The following is a 15,765-nucleotide window of genomic DNA, read 5'->3' on the forward strand; positions in this document are numbered from 1 at the left end:
CGCGCAGGAGTCGTCGGACCAATTGTCTGCGCGGCCTTCATAGATCTCCGCCTCGATTCGGAGCCGCGAGGCCACGAACGAGCAACCCCGAATCCACCACTACCATCGAACCGGTCATTGCCGCCGACTCTCTGGCAGATCCTAACAAAGCATATATCGCGCCGTAGTCATGAGTGTCGGGCATCGTCTCCAGCGGCAATTGCTTCTCCGTGCCTGGCAGTAATGAACTCTTAGGAGACTGTCCTAGTGCTCCCAGGCCGGACATCATCGTTTGCGCGACCCCGGGCGCTACCCCATTCACACGGATTTTTGGCGCAAGTTCGAAGGCGAGTTGAGACACCAGTCCCATGACCGCATGCTTTGCGGCCGTGTAAAGCACGCCACCTCCGGAAGTGCGGTACGACGCGAATGAACCAGTGACGACCACGCGTCCCTTGCGGGCGGCCAGTTGAGGAATAGCTGCCCTGATATTCAGGAGCAGCGAACCGACGTTGCCGCGAAAACATTCGTCGAATGCTGCTGCGAGCTGAGTTCCGGGTATTTCAACCAGCCGAATACCCTGATCGTAAATTCCAACGCACGAGACCATAACATCGATGCCGCCAAATCGGTTTACCGTTTCCTGGACTATCGCCTCGCTGCTCTCCCAACTCGTAGCATCGGCGGTAAGCGTGCGTAGCCGATTGCCACCTGCGACTTCTCTCTTGAGCGATTCCAGCCGATCCGCCGCTCTGTCGACGGCGAGCACGGACGCTCCCTCGCGCAAATATCGCGAAACCACCGCGCGGCCGATCCCTCCGCCAGCTCCGATAATCAATGCAATCTGGTTATCGAGCATGCCCACGTGAGTTCTCAATCCAACGAAAACTTCGGCCACGCGCCGGCCTCGGCGCTCATTAATTCGCAATAAAATCGAAACAGATTGCGCTGCACGCCCTCTTCGTAGCGCGGCGAGTACACTATCCCCGGTCCGGGCCAGTTCTCGGTGCGCTTGGCGATTCCAATACCGGGCAGGCCCATCTTGTAGTTAAGTTTGAGGTCCAGAACTTCCGCCGCAACTGAGCGGCCGGTGCGGGCCACTGTAATCCAGGGCTCCGTGTCGTCCATCTCGAAAACCCCGCCCATCGAGAAGGACGCAAGGCCCGATTTGTACACTCGTTCCTTCTGCGCCGCCGTCATATTTCGATACGCGCAGAACCAGTTCCAGGCTTCGACCCGTCCAGCGCCAAGAGGTTGCCAGATGCGGATAGTCATGGCGCCGCTGGGCGGAAAGTGAGCACCGTCGTCAGTCATCGGCAAAGCGAGAATCGAAAAGTTCGGGAAGACGTTGCCGACAAACACCCGCGAGCGCCGAGCGACATCGAGTTGTTCCTGGCTGATGCGCGCAAGATTAAACGTTGCAGCCAGGTCGTCCGGATAGCCGAAGAAATGCGGCCCCGGTGAATCCTCGCTCGGTGCTATCGAGAATGATAGTGAATGGCCGGCGGAAGCCTGGATGTGATAACCCATCATGTTGTCGGCGAACGAGACCGGGAACGCGCCGATTTCCCAGATCGATCGATGCAACGTGCCGAGGTGATAGTCGTCGCCTGAAAAATTCTCGGCGCCGGACTTCCAGTTCGCATCGATCACAAATCGCTGCGGTGCGCCGATTATTTCGACCCCGTGTTCGTTCAACCCGAAGACCAGATCGAGATACCACTTCATGCCGCCGAGGTATTCTTCGAGCGTGGGTGCGGTCGGGTCCAGCGTGGCGAAGATCAAGCCGTGACATGAGCCGATTTTCGCGACGCTGCGTAGGCCGCTCTCCTCCTTTCGCATCTCACCGAAGGCGTTTTTCCAAAGCGGGCCGCCGAGCAGGTTTCCTTTGGTATCGTACGCCCAGCCATGATAGGGACAGCGAAAAATCGAAGTGTTGCCGGAATCTGAGCGGCAGACCTGAACTCCGCGATGCCGGCACGCGTCGAAGAGTGCGTGGATCTCGCCATCTTCATCGCGGACCACGATAAAATTGTCTTCGCCGATCTTGCGGCGCACATAGTCACCCGGCGCTGGAACTTCCGAATCGTGCGCCAGGAACACCCAGCATCGAGCAAAGATCTTGCGCAATTCCAGGTTGTACATTTCCTGATTGCCGAAAATCGCCGCAGGAATCTCGCCGTGCGGCAATCCTTCGCGCAGTTCGCCGAGTAGTCGTTCTGGAACGCTTTTCGATTCGAAGCTGCCCGGCGAGAAGGACTTCGCACTCGTCATCTGCGTTCCTCGAAGTTCAGAAAAAAATAGCCAGATTGTGAGTCTCGATAACGGTTAGATCCAGCAGAATAGTACGTCGAATGAGTTTGAGAGCGCCGGTTTCGATTCGCAGAACGTCCTGCCGCTCACCCGAAAGGAGTTGCGGCTGCGTTTGATCGCCCCGGGTTCGATAGAGCAGCAGATTGCTTTTGACTCCGAGCTGTTCGCTCTCGAGTTCGCAAACTCGAATATTGGTGACAAAGTGCCGGATACGGGAAGGGGGATTCTCGGCCCACGCAAATGCGGATTCGTTGCGCAAGACGCGTGTGAGCAGCGAGCCATATGACTCGTCCAAATGAAAAGTCGTCTTCGAGAAACCGTTACCGCGTTCACGTTCCACGGTTTGGCGCAGAGGCAACCGGTACACGATTTCCTTGCTGACCATCGTCTCGAGCCACTCGCGCTCTCGGCCGGTGTCCAGCAGCTCGGCCTCCCGATTAGCCCACGCGACCACACCCGCGTATTCCTCGCTGCCGATTGCGACTTCGGGAAAATCCGTCATATTAATGTGTATACAGAATTGTGTTCAAAAATCCTTTTCCGTATAACATCAGCTCGCATTTTTTGTCAACCGTACTATCGAAAAGGAAACCGGAGCCGCCCTTTGCTCTTCTGAAACGATCCCCACGGACTTAGGAGAGGACACGATTGGACTAAAGGAACAGACGGTGTGCCTTTCGGTTGCTCGCAAAGCATGGCGCAACCGTCGGACTTTATCCACGAATTTGCAATTGTCTCGCCCGAAGGCGTGCCGCTCAAGGTGACTGGGAAGATCGTTAGACGCGTTGCGTGCAGGCGAGGAGGCGCGACTAAGCGGCAAGCGGCAATAGTCTCTTGTCATTCGATCAGCCCCTCATTTAGCTGATCTCTAACAGAGCGGGGTCGTAGGTCGCCTGCCTACGATAGCTCGTGAGTTCTCACTCACGAACGATCGTACACGTCTCGCAATTCGCGTCGCTGCAAAACTACGCCGTCTTTTCTGATCAAAAGAGCGCTTACACTTCGAACTGTTTTTCTACGAATCCGTAGATCAGAGTTGCCCCGGACTGGCATACGCCTTGCTACGTCTGCGCTCAGGCATTGCGATTGCGTGGACTAATGATTCCGACCTCGAGCCGAAGTGGTTGAAATGAACGGCGGTTGGAGGGCGAGAACGATCGGTACAAGACGCGCTCGAACCAGACCGCGGGGGACGGACGTTTGTTGGCAACTTGAGCCGGATTTGCCTGCCTCGTATGGGGAGTCTTTCGAACGCACGAATTGAGAAAGCGGACAAGCGGTGCATAGGAGCAACTCGTGATTCATTTTGGACTGGTCTACAGCATCGAAGGCGGATCTGGGGATCGTTCCGACGTAGTGTTCAGAGAAGCAGTCGAAGAGATTGCATTGGCAGAGCAGGTAGGTCTCGAGTCGGCATTCATCAGCGAGCATCACTTTTTGGAGAATGGGTTTTTCCCTTCCCCACTGATCGCACTGAGTTTTATCGCCGCTCGAACCAGCAAGATCAAGTTCGGTTCCGGTGTGATGTTGCTGCCGCTTTACGATCCAGTTCACGTGGCCGAGGACTGCGCTGTGCTCGACATTATTTCGGGCGGCCGTCTTATTTTGGGGGTGGGGCAGGGATACAGGCAGGAGGAATTCGACGCTTTTGGTGTCGATCTCAACGACCGGTCTGCGCGTATGCGCGAAGGCGTGACGCTGATTCGCAAGCTGTGGACTGAGCCGAGTGTCACGTTCGACGGAAAACAATTTCAAGTCAAAGATTTACCGCTCAACCCGAAACCGCTTCAGAAGCCGGCGCCGCCGATATGGGTAGCAGCCAAGAAGCGGCATGCGGTTCAACTTGCGGCGGAAGTCGGCGACGGATGGTTCGCCGATCCGATCACACCGCTGTCGATTGTCGAAAAAAATAAAGTTCATTGGGAGAACACACTTCGCGCCAAGGGTGTCAAACCGAGCGAGCGAGCGTTTGCTTACTATCGCGACGTGCATGTCGGGGAGGATGATGCGGCCGCGACGCGAGGCGCGCGTGAGCAGGTCATGGAGGGATACAGGAATTATTTGCGCTGGGGTCACCTGGTAGATGACGAAAACAAACCGCTGGCGCCGGACAGAGACGATTTGCTGGAGAGCTTTGTGAACGATCGCTTCACTTTGGGTGGCCCGGAGACCTGTGCAAGCGATATCACGAAGCTCTGCAGGCGACTTGGGATAACCGATCTGATAATGAAGATGAAGTTCCCTGGTTTGTCACATCAGACGGTAATGAAATCCATTTCGCTGTTCGGGCAGAAGGTACTGCCCCTGGTCAATCGGAAATAGTCCGGAGGAAAGCAAAAGCATGGCAACCGCAGGAGCGTTCGGAGCGCGGGTAAAGAGGGTCGAGGATCCGCGCTTCCTGATGGGCCAGGCGAGGTACGTTGACGATATCAAGCTGCCTAAGACACTGGATGTCGCCTTCGTTCGAAGCTCCTATGCGCACGCGAAAATAGTATCAATCGATATCAGCAAAGCGCTCGCCCATCCGGGGGTGCATCGCATCATGACTGGCGAGGAAGCAAAGACACTTTGCAAGCCGATCCGGGTGGACATTCCGGCCGAGAAATTTCCAGCGAAGTACAAGGCTTGTGACTTCCCTGCAATAGCAGTCGGAAAGGTGAAATTCGTCGGTGACATCGTCGCGGCGGTGGTAGCGACCAATCGCTATGTTGCGGAGGATGCAGCCGAACTGGTTGAAGTGAATTATGAGCCGCTGACGCCGGTGGTAGATGCCGAAAAGGCGATGCTTAGCGATTCCCCGCTCATCCATGAAGGTTGGGACGACAATCTAATGCTCTCCGCGAAGATAGACAGCGGAGAAGTCGACCGCGCATTCAAGGAAGCAGACGTTACCGTAAGCGGACGATTCCAGATGAACCGTCATTGTGCTGCGGCGATGGAAAACCGGGCAGTAATTGCGCATCACGACTCTACCCTCAAGCAGATGACGGTGTGGTCATCGAGCCAAATGCCGCACCTGGTTCGCACGAAAATCGCCGAGGCGATCGGCTATCCAGAACATAATCTGCGCGTCATAAGCCCCGATGTAGGCGGCGGCTTTGGACTCAAGGCGTGTATTTTCCCGGAAGAGCTGGTGCTCGCGATGCTGACGCGCGAGCTCGGACGTCCAATCAGGTGGATTGAGGATCGGCGTGAGAATTTTTACGGATCATATCATGCCAAGGATGAACTCTGTTACGGGGAAATGGCCCTCAAAAAGGATGGCACGATTCTCGGCGTAAAGGGAAAGTTCATCGGCGACATTGGCGCTTATACATCCTATCCGTGGACTCCATGCTTTGAGCCGATGCAGGCAGCGCTAGCTTATCCAGGACCCTACAAGATCAAGAACGTGCGGGTCGAAGCTTATGGCGTCGTGACCAACAAGGTTACCTCCAGCCCATATCGAGGCGTGGGATTACCGGCGGCGCAGTACACGATGGAGCACCTGCTCGATCTTGCGGCGAACAAGCTAGGCATGGACCCGGTAGAACTACGCCGTAAGAACATCATGTGCACTGCCGATTTCCCCTGCGTGTCGGCTACCGGACTGGCCTATGATAGCGCGAGCCCGCTCGAGTCGCTTGATTTGGGTGTGAAGCAAATCGGCAATGCCGCTTTTCGTACCCAGCAGCAAGAGGCGAGAAAGAACGGAAAATACATCGGTATTGGCTTCAGCTCGATGATCGAGATGACAACCTTCGGCTTCGAGTACTGGAAAGCGATCGGCTTCCCGAGCGTGTCGGGCTACGACTCGGCGCATATCCGCGTCGATCCGAACGGCGGTGTTACATTGACGGTCGGCACGATGTCGCATGGGCAAGGTCATGCGACTGTTTACGCCCAGTTAGTGGCTGACGGCCTCGGCTGCAAGGTCGAAGACGTCACGATGATCCAGGGCGATACTGCGAATACCCCTTATGGCTGGGGCACGTGGGGCAGCCGCAGCGCGGTAGCAGGAGGGGGCGCTGTCATAAATGCAACCACCAGGATTCGCGAAAAGATGGTGCGGGTAGCAGCTAACCTGATGGAAGTGAGTCCACGCGATCTTGAGGTCAAGGACGGGAAGATCTCAGTCAAAGGAGTTCCCGGAAAGAACATGACGCTGCGCGATGTGGCGCAGGCGGCGGTGTACACAGCCGACGTGACTGCTGACGAGGAGCCAGGCCTTGAAGCATCGAACTATTACAAAGCACCGACACCATATGCCAACGCAACGCACATCGCGGTAGTGGAAGTAGATTCCGGGACAGGCTTTGTAAAGATTAAGCGGTACCTGGTGGTCGAAGATTGCGGAAAGATGATCAATCCATTGATTGTCGAGGGGCAAATCGCGGGTGGCGTTGCGCAAGGGATTGGGCAGGCGTTGTTCGAGCATCATATCTACGACGAGAGTGGGCAGATCCAGACCACGTCCTTCATGGACTACCTGATTCCGACCGCCGCGGATATTCCTCCGATAGAATTTGCGCATATCGAAACGCTGTGTCCTATCTCGGTTGGCGGGATAAAGGGAATGGGTGAGGGCGGAGCGATAGCACCGCCGCCGGCTATAGCCAACGCGATTTGCGATGCGCTGTCGCCGTTCGGCTGGAGGACGATCGATCAGTTACCGATGTCGCCCGAAGTAGTTCACGCGCTGACCATGAAGCCGGTACAAAAAAACTAAACATTCCAGAAAGTGTTTAACAGACCAGCTCAAAGGAGTCAGAAGACAAGGAGAAAGATGGAGGCAGACACTGTAATCAGGGACGCTACGATCGTAACTCATGATCGAACGTTCCGTGGCTCGATCGCCATTCGCAATGGAAAGATATCCGCGATCGCCGAAAATTCAGACTCGCTACCGCATTCCGACAACGTAGTCGATGGTTCCGGCAAGCATCTGATTCCGGGACTGGTCGATGCCCATATGCATCTGAATCTGTACGAACGCAACTCGAAGACCGAGTCGGAAGCGTCAGCCGCTGGGGGCGTTACTACGATCATTCACCTATTGCTGGCGCCTGATGGGCTGGTTCCGGCTGCAGAGAAATTCGTAAAGGAATACGAAAAAGCCGGTGTCGTGGATCTCAACATGACAGCCGCGATCTTTTCCGAAGACGACGTCGCGTCGATTCCCGACGTGGTGAAGTTCGGAATGCCAGCGGTCAAGTTCCTGCTGCCATATCGCGGCGGCGAGTCGCTTGAAGGTCTGCCCGGCATCGACGATGGGATCCTCTACCTGGGATTGAAAAAGGTCGGTGAGCTGGCGGCCAAGGGCTACAAGGTATTTGCGCGAGTTCATACGGAGAACATAGAGATCTTCGAGCGCCGCAAGCATGAATTCCTGAAGCTCAAGAATCAGAACTTTCAGTGGGGCGATGTTCGCGACAAGATCTGTGAGCTGGACAGCCTGGCGCATTGCATCCAACTCGCGAAGATGACCAATTGCCCTCTCTACATCGTACACATGACGGTAGGTGAAGGCCCCGAGATGATCGCGAAGGCTCGCGGCGAAGGAATCAAGATTACCGCGGAAACCTGTCCGCAATACCTGGTGCTGACCAAGAATGAGGCCTACGGCCGAATGCTAGGGAAGGTCAATCCGCCGCTTCGCGAGAAATGGGATAACGAGCGGCTGTGGGAAGGGCTGGCAAACGGCAGTGTCAGCGTGGTCGGCAGCGATCACGCACCTTGCAAGAGTGTTCATAAGAAAGAATTCTGGTCGGCGCATCCCGGAATGTCGGCGGTGGAGACGATGCTGCCGGTTATGCTCAGCGAAGGAGTCAACAAGGGGCGCTTGTCGTTTGAGCGAGTCGTTGAGACGTGCTGCTACAACCCAGCGAAGATCTACGGCCTGGCGCCGCGCAAGGGATGTATCTCGGTAGGATCGGATGCGGACCTGGTGCTGGTCGACCTTAAGAAGAAGGTCAAAGTCAAGAATGAGAATCTGCACAGCGACGTGGACTACTGCGTTTTCGAAGGATGGGAGATGACTGGCTGGCCAGTCGCGACCTGGCTGCGCGGCGAAATGATAATGAAGGATAACCAGATCCTGGCGAAGCCTGGCTATGGGCGCTGGATCGCGTCGGATGTAGCGCCGTGAGGCGAACCTATGGGTAGCACCGGACAGTTAGTGCGAATCGCAGCGATACAGCAGGGTCCACGCACAGAGGACGTGGAGTCCAACCTCAACGATCTGCTGATGTCGATCGACAAGGCCGCAATCGGCGGGGCTGATTATATCGTCGCCACTGAGCTTTCACTCACACCTTACTTCTGTTTTGAGAAAAGCGGCTCCGAATACAGGAAATGGGCGCTAACATTTGAGGACGAGATCGTCGGTTCGATCGCCATGAAAGCGCGCGAACATCGCGCAACCATTATTTTCCCGTTTTTTCGGCGAGATAACAGTAAGGGCCATTTCTTCAATAGCGCGATGGTGATCGGACCTGACGGGGAGACGGTTCCGGGACAATTGCCGGCTGAAATAATGGTGCAATGCTACGACAAGGTGCATCTACCGAAAGTCCAGACCGAGACTTTGAATATCGACGAAACTCCTCACTTTGTTCCCGGTAGCGGATTTCCGACCTTTGCGACCGCGAAGGCGCGAATAGGTATTTTGATCTGCTACGACCGCCGGTTCGCAGAAGCCTGGCGCACACTAACCTTAAGCGGTGCGGAGATAGTGTTCCTCAGCGGATGTATTCCAGCCTGGGAGCTGGCGGCGGCGGCGTCATCGGCTGAAATGTTCATAGCCGAGTTGCGTACACGTGCGATGGAAAACGGAATTTACCTGGTCGCCTGCAACCGGGCCGGATTCGAAGAGCTAAGCGGCAGACGGAGTTTGTTCTTTGGCGAAAGCTGCGTGATCGGCCCGGCGGGAACGGTGATTGCGCGCGGACTTGCCAATGCACCATGTATCGTACGTGCTACCATCGATCTCGGCGAATTAGATGAAATGCGGGAACGTCTGCCGCTACTTAAGGACAGGAGACCTGACCTATACTTGCAGCGATAGATCTATGCGCGACGGCGAACGCGTTGTGCGCAGGATTAGCAGGCTGGTGCGAGAAGGTATCTAAATGAAGTACAAAGGAAAGTCCATGACGGCCGTGACTAATCCGGTGCTCGCGGCTGGCCATGGGATGTTTGTCGCTGACCTGGCGCTTCCCGGGATGTGTTCGCTCGCTTTTCTGCGGAGCAATCATGCGCATGCGCGAATTGTTTCGATCGACACCTCGAAAGCCCTGGCCGAACCGGGCGTGGTAGCAGTAATAACCGGTGAAGAGATTGCGGCGAATACCAAGCCGGTGCCGGGAGCGGCGGATCCAGCGTTCTATGGCGGCAAGACGGTCAAATCTTATGCCTTGCCGACTGGCCGGGTGCGCTATGTAGGTGAGCCGATTGCTGCGATCGTCGCGGAGGATCGCTATACCGCAAATAAAGCGCGCGATCTGATCGATGTAACCTATGAAGAATTGCCTGTAGTCACTAATCCCAGGGAAGCAATCAAGCCCGGTTCTCCACTGATTGAGCCCGAATGGGGCGATAACATTATGATTCACCGCGATTTCGTGCGCGGCGACATCAAGGCCGGGCTCGCCAGCGCCGATGGAGTCGTCAAGGGAAGCGTAAAGGCCCATCGTTATGTCGCGTCGCCAATCGAACCGCGTGCCTATGCAGCCAATTACGAACCGTTTGGCGACATGCTGACAGTCTGGTCGTCGACCCAGAATCCTCACCCCCTGCGCGTGTTCCTGGCGGCCAGCTTGAACATGGGTGAGAATCAAGTTCGAGTTATTCAACCCCACGTGGGAGGCGGCTTCGGAGAGAAGGTTCCGCCGTTTCCGGAAGAGATTGTGATCGGATACGCGGCGCGGAGTCTTAGACGTCCTCTGAAATGGATCGAGGAGCGGACCGAGCATTTTCTGGCGGGCGGGCATGCGCGCGAGATCAGTTTTGATTTCGAAGCGGGTTACAAAAAGGATGGGCAGGTTACCGCTCTGGCAGTCACGATGTATGCCGACGTGGGAGTTGCTTCCACTCTGGTCGGGTGGGCTATGGCCTATGTTTCGGCCTATTGCGTGCCCACCGCATTCAAAATTCCTAACTGTCGCGTTGAACTATTCGCGGTCATTACTAACAAGTGCCCCTGGAACGGTTATCGCGCTTTCGGAAAAGAGGCCGCGTCATATTTCATGGACCGAGTCATGGATCGGGTGGCTGACGCCACTGGAATCGATCGTGCCGAGGTGCGGATTAAAAACTTTATTCGACACGACGAGTTTCCGTACGAACAAGTTTCAGGGGCGGTGTTAGACAGCGGTGATTATTCCAAGGCGCTGCGGCGGGTGGTGGAACTGGCAAAGGTTCCTGGCTTTCGCAAGGAGCAGGCAGAAGCTCGCAAGCAGGGCCGTCGCATAGGTTTAGGCATCGGCTTCGAGCTAACTCCGGAAGGAGCGGGGCTGCCTAACTCCCCATTGTTGCAAGCTTACGATGGAGCAACTGTCCGGATAGCACCTTCGGGCGACGTGACTGTGCTGACGGGCGTGACTTCACCGGGGTGCGGAAATGAAACCGGAATTTCGCAAATCGTCGCCGACACCTTGGGTGTGTCAATGGATAAAATTAGAGTTATCCAGGGAGACACCGATAAATGTCCCTATGGATCCGGAAACTACAGCTCAAGGAGCTTGATTTATGGTGGTTCCGCGGCGCAGCTCGCCGCTCAGGAACTTCACGACAAAATGCTCAAGGTCGCAAGCAAGGTTCTCGAGGTCTCGGTGGAGGACTTGGCGGCAGAAGACAATCGCATCTATGTGAAAGGCGCAACAAGTCGAAGCATGCCTTTCAGCGACGTGGTTAACCGTATCTATCAGCGGACTTACATGCGCGAGGCCAAGGAAGTCGAACCTGGCCTGGAGTCAACTCGCTATTACAGGATCGGCAATATCCATCATGAACCTGAGATCCAGGGCAAGCTCAGCCCGTACCCGACCTGGCCCTTTGCGGCATGCATCTCAGTCGTGGAGGTAGATCCGGATACGGGATTTGTCAAGGTGCTGCGGTTTATCGCGGTCCACGATGTCGGCACGGTGATCAATCCTCTGATGGTCGATGCGAACATGCATGGCGGCGTCGCTCAGGGAATCGGGGGAGCTCTTTATGAAAACATGCTGTACGATGAAGCTGGGCAGCTCCTGACGACTACTTTTCTGGATTATACAATACCAACCGCCGTAGAAATTCCTAACTCCCTTATCGAGCACCAAATAACACCGTCACCATTCACGCTTCTAGGCGCTAAGGGAGCCGGTGAGTCGGGAGTTACCGCACCGCTAGGAGCTATAGCCGCAGCAATAGAAGACGCTCTGCCGGAACTAAAACTGGCGCTGATGGAGACGCCCATGACGCCGGATCGAGTGTGGCGCGCAATCCAAGAGGCTCATCGGGAACAGTCATAAGATCGCAAGCCGCGTAGTTCGAAACAGCCGCAAACAAAAGCTACCATTCTTTGGAGAAATAACGATGGAATTCGGAATGACGCCGGAGTTGAAACAAATCCAGCGGGTTTCGCGTGAACTTGCACTCGATTTTGCCAAAAGAGCTGCGGAGCACGATCGTGACGCGTCTACGCCTTTTGAGAACTACGAGGCCATCCGTAAGGCTGGGCTCTTCGGCTTGGTAGTACCTAAAGAGTACGGTGGCATGGGCATGGGTATGCTCGGCTACGTTATCTCCGCTGAAGAACTGGCCCAAGGTTGTCCATCTACCGCGCTCTCTTTCAACATGCATTCCGCGGTACTGGCGGCCCTACTGATGACCGGACCTTTGCTGGAGGAAACCAAGAAGAAGATCAGCGATCTGGTGGTTGGGGAAGGTAAGCTGATTTCCGCGACATTTTCCGAGCCGCAATTCACAGGATTGATACCCAGTTCTTATGCATGCGCCACCACGACTCGCCGCGTAGACGGCGGAGTGATCGTTAACGGTAAGAAATCGTTCGCCACCATGGTCGAGGCGGCGGATTTACATTTTCTTGTTGCGCATCCCGAGGAGTCTTCCAATCCTCAGGAAACCCTATGCGCGATAATTCCTGCCAAGCTTCCCGGGATGCAGATCGACCGGATGTGGGACACGGTGGGAATGCGCGCGACCAGAAGCGACAACGTGATTTTCGAAAACTGCTTTGTTGCTGATCAATATATTTTGCACGACCTGCCGGTGCCGAGCCTTGGAGGATGGCTGGTCAACAATGAGCACTATTTCAATCTACCCTATACCGCCGTCTATTTCGGCGTCGGCGTGGCGGCGTTGAATGCTGCGAAGGAAACCGCATGGCGGCGAAAACCTGTTGGTTTCGCGCAGCCACTGGCGTATCACCCGGACGTTCGCCGCCGAATCGCATTGGCGAGTGCACAGCTCGATTCCGCCCGCCTGATGATTTATCACTCAGCGTACTTGATGGACACGGAGGGGCACAACGATCGAACGCTGTCGACCTACATGAAGGCGAAGTATTTGGTGGGTGAGTCGGTCGCCGGAATTATTCGCTCGGCCCTGGAAATAGGTGGTGGTCACGCCTTGGTTAAGGGTGGTCCGCTCGAGCGTCTCTACCGCGATGGAGCGAGCGCGACAATCCACCATCCGCCGAGTGACTATTGTCTTTCCGAGATCGCCAGGCTCGACCTCGGGCTGGATCCCAAGGAACTACAGCCTCCGGTTCGCATGGCATAAGGCTCGTCTATGGAACTCGTCTGAAACACCTGGAAGGTAAACTCGGAGCTATCGGTGTACATGCTCTCGGGTGGTGATAGTCATGCCTCTACGTATCCCAACGATCCTGGATGTTCGCGAAATAGCCCGTACTAACTTCCTCACCCTGAGCGCGGAGGAAGAGACGGACTACTTGTCGTTGTTAAAAGGAATGGTCGAGGACATGGATCGCTTCGATCGGCTCCCCGACCCTGTCCGTACGCTTAATCACGTCATTCGCGACGCCGGATATCGGCCCAGCCGCGAAGAAGATCCTTACAATGCTTTGGTTCGGCGCTGTTACGTGAAAGGAACCGGAAAGGGGAAGCTGGCGGGCAAGCGAATTGCGGTAAAAGATAGCATCAGTATTGCCGGGGTTCCTTTGACCTGCGGGTCGCTGGTGTTGCAGGGATATGTCCCCGACACTGATGCAACCGTAATTGAGCGAGTCCTCAATGCGGGCGCCGAAATAACAGCTATTACCAACATGGATGATTTCGCCTTTGCCGCAGCGGGCGAGACCAGCGCTTACGGTCCCACGCTGAATCCGCATGATGCTGACCGTCTTGCCGGCGGATCTTCTTCGGGAGCGGCGGCCGCTTTGTACTACGACGATATAGATTTGTCGATAGGGTGCGATCAAGGTGGCTCGATAAGAATCCCGGCGTCTTGGTGCGGCGTTGTAGGACTCAAGCCGACCCACTCGCTGGTGCCGTATACCGGGATACTGGGAATTGATGCGACGATTGATCATGTTGGACCGATGGCCCGCAACTGCGCCGACGCGGCGCTCTTGCTGGAAGTCATGGCAGGGCACGACCCGCGCGACCCGCGGCAACTCAATACTCCGGCGGGCTTTTCCCTGGAGAAATTGGACTCAGGACTCAAAGGTGTTCGAATAGGAATATTGCAGGAAGGCTTCGGAGGGAAAGGCGCAGATCCCGAAGTGGAAAATGTAGTCAGGAGGGCTATAAAAATCCTCGCAGAATCGGGAGCCGAAGCAAAATCCGTCTCGGTTTCTCTTCACCAGCAGGCCGGTAGCGCCTTGTTCCCCGTAGTCGCGGAGGGAGTTACTGCGCTGATGTACGGCAACGGAAATGGCCATCACGCGAAAGGCTACTATAACGCTGGACTGGCCAGCACTCTGGCTAAGGCTCGACGTGCCCAAGCCGACGATTTTTCTCCGCATCTTAAACTCACGCTGATGCTTGGCACATACCTGCACGAACACTATCACGGACGGATTTATGCGAAGGCCCAGAACCTCAGGCCAACTATTCAAGGCGCCTATGATCAAGCCTTGAATGATGTTGACGTCCTCGCGATGCCTACGACGCCGATACCCGCCAATCGCTGTCAGCCAACCAAGAGCCTGGTCAGCCTGGTCAATGATGGATGGGGAATGTTGTCCAATACGGCACCTTTCGATGTGACCGGTCATCCGGCGATAAGTATTCCATGTGGCAAGATCGGACAACTCCCGATTGGCCTGATGCTGGTGGCTAAACATTTTGATGATGGAATGCTACTTCGTATCGGGCGTGCGTTCGAAAATGCCGTGGCCTGGGAAACCCTATAGCCGCTGAGGCGAGACTCCAACTCAGATCGCTGAAATGCAAAGGATCCTGAGTCGATGAAAATCGGGCTGAATGTACCGACCCATGGCGTATTGGCAAGACATGGGCGCGATGTCTTTATCGAGAAAGTGGAGCCGGAAGATCTCCAGATTACCAAGCTAGCTCAGCGAGCCGAGCAGCTGGGGTATGACTCTCTGTGGTTCCCTGATCACGTCCTGATGCCTCGTGTCGTTGCTTCATCACATACTGCCAATCCTGAATCCGGGCGCAACGCATACGGCGAGCAGCCGAACATGTGGGACGCCGCGGTGACGATGGGAGCAGTCGCGTCGGTAACTAGCCGCATCAGACTCGCGCCATCCGTGCTCATCTCGCCCTATCGGAATCCGCTGAGCGACGCGCGTCAATTTGCCACATTGGACCGCCTATCCAATGGACGTCTCATCATGGCAGTTGGACCGGGTTGGTGCCGCGAAGAGTTCGAAGCGGTCGGTATATCATTCGAACAACGCGGTGCCAGAACAGCAGAATGTGTTCAAATCTACAAACTCGCGTGGACCGAGCCATGGGTGCAATTTCACGGCCGCTACTACGACTTCCCGGATGTGTCGATCGATCCCAAACCGGTTCAGAAACCCCGCCCCCCCATCTATTACGGAGGTGTAACTGTCGCAGGCATCAAGCGGGCCCTGCGCTATTGCGATGGGTTTTATCCCATCGTCACGGAGTCCGACGTTAATCAAGCGCGATTCGCTCAGCTGCGAGACCAGCTTCATCAGACCGCGGAGCAAATCGGCCGCGACATGACCGGCTTCGACCTAATCACACTGGTGATGTGCCGCTTGACGACCCCAACTAAAAGCGCGCATCAGCAGCGTCCATTCCTGGATGGTTCTGCCGAAGAGATACTGAGCGATATGTCGAAGCTCGCAAGTTTGGGTTATTCACACTGTACGCTACATCTCGATGTTCGTTCAGGCACACTCACCGAGTTCATTGAGATGATGGAGCGAATAGGAGAAGAAGTGGTACCGGCGGCAGTTAGGCTTTGATCGACCTGAGAAACAATACCGAGCTTCAAGTTGAAATAAGAACAGACCTATAGGAAACCCAA

At 55.6% G+C, this 15,765-nt stretch carries 11 protein-coding genes; 8 read left to right on the top strand and 3 right to left on the bottom strand.

Going from position 1 to position 15,765, the window contains the following annotated elements; genetic code table 11:
• Positions 1 to 37: 37 nt before the first annotated feature.
• Genes WB650_RS00375 through WB650_RS00385 form a run of 3 tightly spaced genes read right to left on the bottom strand, consistent with a single transcriptional unit; the run spans position 38 to position 2,794 of the window.
• The gene (locus WB650_RS00375; protein ID WP_422301794.1) at positions 38 to 877 is read right to left on the bottom strand and encodes an SDR family NAD(P)-dependent oxidoreductase; all 840 of its coding nucleotides are present in this window, start codon (positions 875 to 877) and stop codon (positions 38 to 40) included.
• On the bottom strand, positions 853 to 2,253 hold the full coding sequence (locus WB650_RS00380) for an aromatic ring-hydroxylating oxygenase subunit alpha (RefSeq protein WP_422301796.1): 1,401 nt from the start codon (positions 2,251 to 2,253) through the stop codon (positions 853 to 855). The genes WB650_RS00375 and WB650_RS00380 overlap by 25 nt, the downstream gene beginning before the upstream one ends.
• Positions 2,254 to 2,269: 16 nt before the next feature.
• Entirely contained in the window at positions 2,270 to 2,794 is a 525-nt protein-coding gene (locus WB650_RS00385; protein ID WP_422301798.1) for an aromatic-ring-hydroxylating dioxygenase subunit beta, read from the bottom strand.
• 794 nt (positions 2,795 to 3,588) lie between these two features.
• Between WB650_RS00385 and WB650_RS00390 the strand changes: the two genes are divergently transcribed.
• The 8 genes from WB650_RS00390 (at position 3,589) to WB650_RS00425 (ending at position 15,703) form a co-directional block, all read left to right on the top strand.
• On the top strand, positions 3,589 to 4,614 hold the full coding sequence (locus WB650_RS00390; protein WP_422304241.1) for an LLM class flavin-dependent oxidoreductase: 1,026 nt from the start codon (positions 3,589 to 3,591) through the stop codon (positions 4,612 to 4,614).
• Positions 4,615 to 4,633: 19 nt separating this feature from the next.
• A complete protein-coding gene (locus WB650_RS00395) occupies positions 4,634 to 7,000 on the top strand; it encodes a xanthine dehydrogenase family protein molybdopterin-binding subunit (RefSeq protein ID WP_423958998.1) in 2,367 nt (788 codons plus the stop codon).
• 57 nt (positions 7,001 to 7,057) lie between these two features.
• On the top strand, positions 7,058 to 8,419 hold the full coding sequence (locus WB650_RS00400) for a dihydroorotase (RefSeq protein ID WP_422304243.1): 1,362 nt from the start codon (positions 7,058 to 7,060) through the stop codon (positions 8,417 to 8,419).
• A gap of 9 nt (positions 8,420 to 8,428) precedes the next feature.
• A complete protein-coding gene (locus WB650_RS00405) occupies positions 8,429 to 9,337 on the top strand; it encodes a carbon-nitrogen hydrolase family protein (RefSeq protein ID WP_423959000.1) in 909 nt (302 codons plus the stop codon).
• A 64-nt stretch (positions 9,338 to 9,401) separates the two neighbouring features.
• Positions 9,402 to 11,783 (top strand): xanthine dehydrogenase family protein molybdopterin-binding subunit, encoded by a 2,382-nt coding sequence (locus tag WB650_RS00410; protein ID WP_422304245.1) that lies wholly within the window; start codon positions 9,402 to 9,404, stop codon positions 11,781 to 11,783.
• A 64-nt stretch (positions 11,784 to 11,847) separates the two neighbouring features.
• The gene (locus WB650_RS00415; protein WP_423959002.1) at positions 11,848 to 13,056 is read left to right on the top strand and encodes an acyl-CoA dehydrogenase family protein; all 1,209 of its coding nucleotides are present in this window, start codon (positions 11,848 to 11,850) and stop codon (positions 13,054 to 13,056) included.
• 82 nt (positions 13,057 to 13,138) lie between these two features.
• Positions 13,139 to 14,653: an amidase gene (locus WB650_RS00420; RefSeq protein WP_422304247.1), complete on the top strand. Its 1,515-nt coding sequence runs from the start codon at positions 13,139 to 13,141 to the stop codon at positions 14,651 to 14,653.
• 54 nt (positions 14,654 to 14,707) lie between these two features.
• A complete protein-coding gene (locus tag WB650_RS00425; protein WP_422304248.1) occupies positions 14,708 to 15,703 on the top strand; it encodes an LLM class flavin-dependent oxidoreductase in 996 nt (331 codons plus the stop codon).
• Positions 15,704 to 15,765 lie beyond the last annotated feature (62 nt).

The organism is Binatus sp. (SeqCode) (assembly GCF_049584895.1).
Classification (GTDB): Bacteria; Desulfobacterota; Binatia; order Binatales; family Binataceae; genus Binatus.

Coding starts and splice junctions, on each gene's coding strand:
- WB650_RS00380 (WP_422301796.1), bottom strand. CDS start 2,253: ATGACGAGTGCGAAGTCCTTCTCGCCGGGCAGCTTCGAATCGAAAAGC.
- WB650_RS00385 (WP_422301798.1), bottom strand. CDS start 2,794: ATGACGGATTTTCCCGAAGTCGCAATCGGCAGCGAGGAATACGCGGGT.
- WB650_RS00395 (WP_423958998.1), top strand. CDS start 4,634: ATGGCAACCGCAGGAGCGTTCGGAGCGCGGGTAAAGAGGGTCGAGGAT.
- WB650_RS00400 (WP_422304243.1), top strand. CDS start 7,058: ATGGAGGCAGACACTGTAATCAGGGACGCTACGATCGTAACTCATGAT.
- WB650_RS00405 (WP_423959000.1), top strand. CDS start 8,429: ATGGGTAGCACCGGACAGTTAGTGCGAATCGCAGCGATACAGCAGGGT.
- WB650_RS00410 (WP_422304245.1), top strand. CDS start 9,402: ATGAAGTACAAAGGAAAGTCCATGACGGCCGTGACTAATCCGGTGCTC.
- WB650_RS00415 (WP_423959002.1), top strand. CDS start 11,848: ATGGAATTCGGAATGACGCCGGAGTTGAAACAAATCCAGCGGGTTTCG.
- WB650_RS00420 (WP_422304247.1), top strand. CDS start 13,139: ATGCCTCTACGTATCCCAACGATCCTGGATGTTCGCGAAATAGCCCGT.
- WB650_RS00425 (WP_422304248.1), top strand. CDS start 14,708: ATGAAAATCGGGCTGAATGTACCGACCCATGGCGTATTGGCAAGACAT.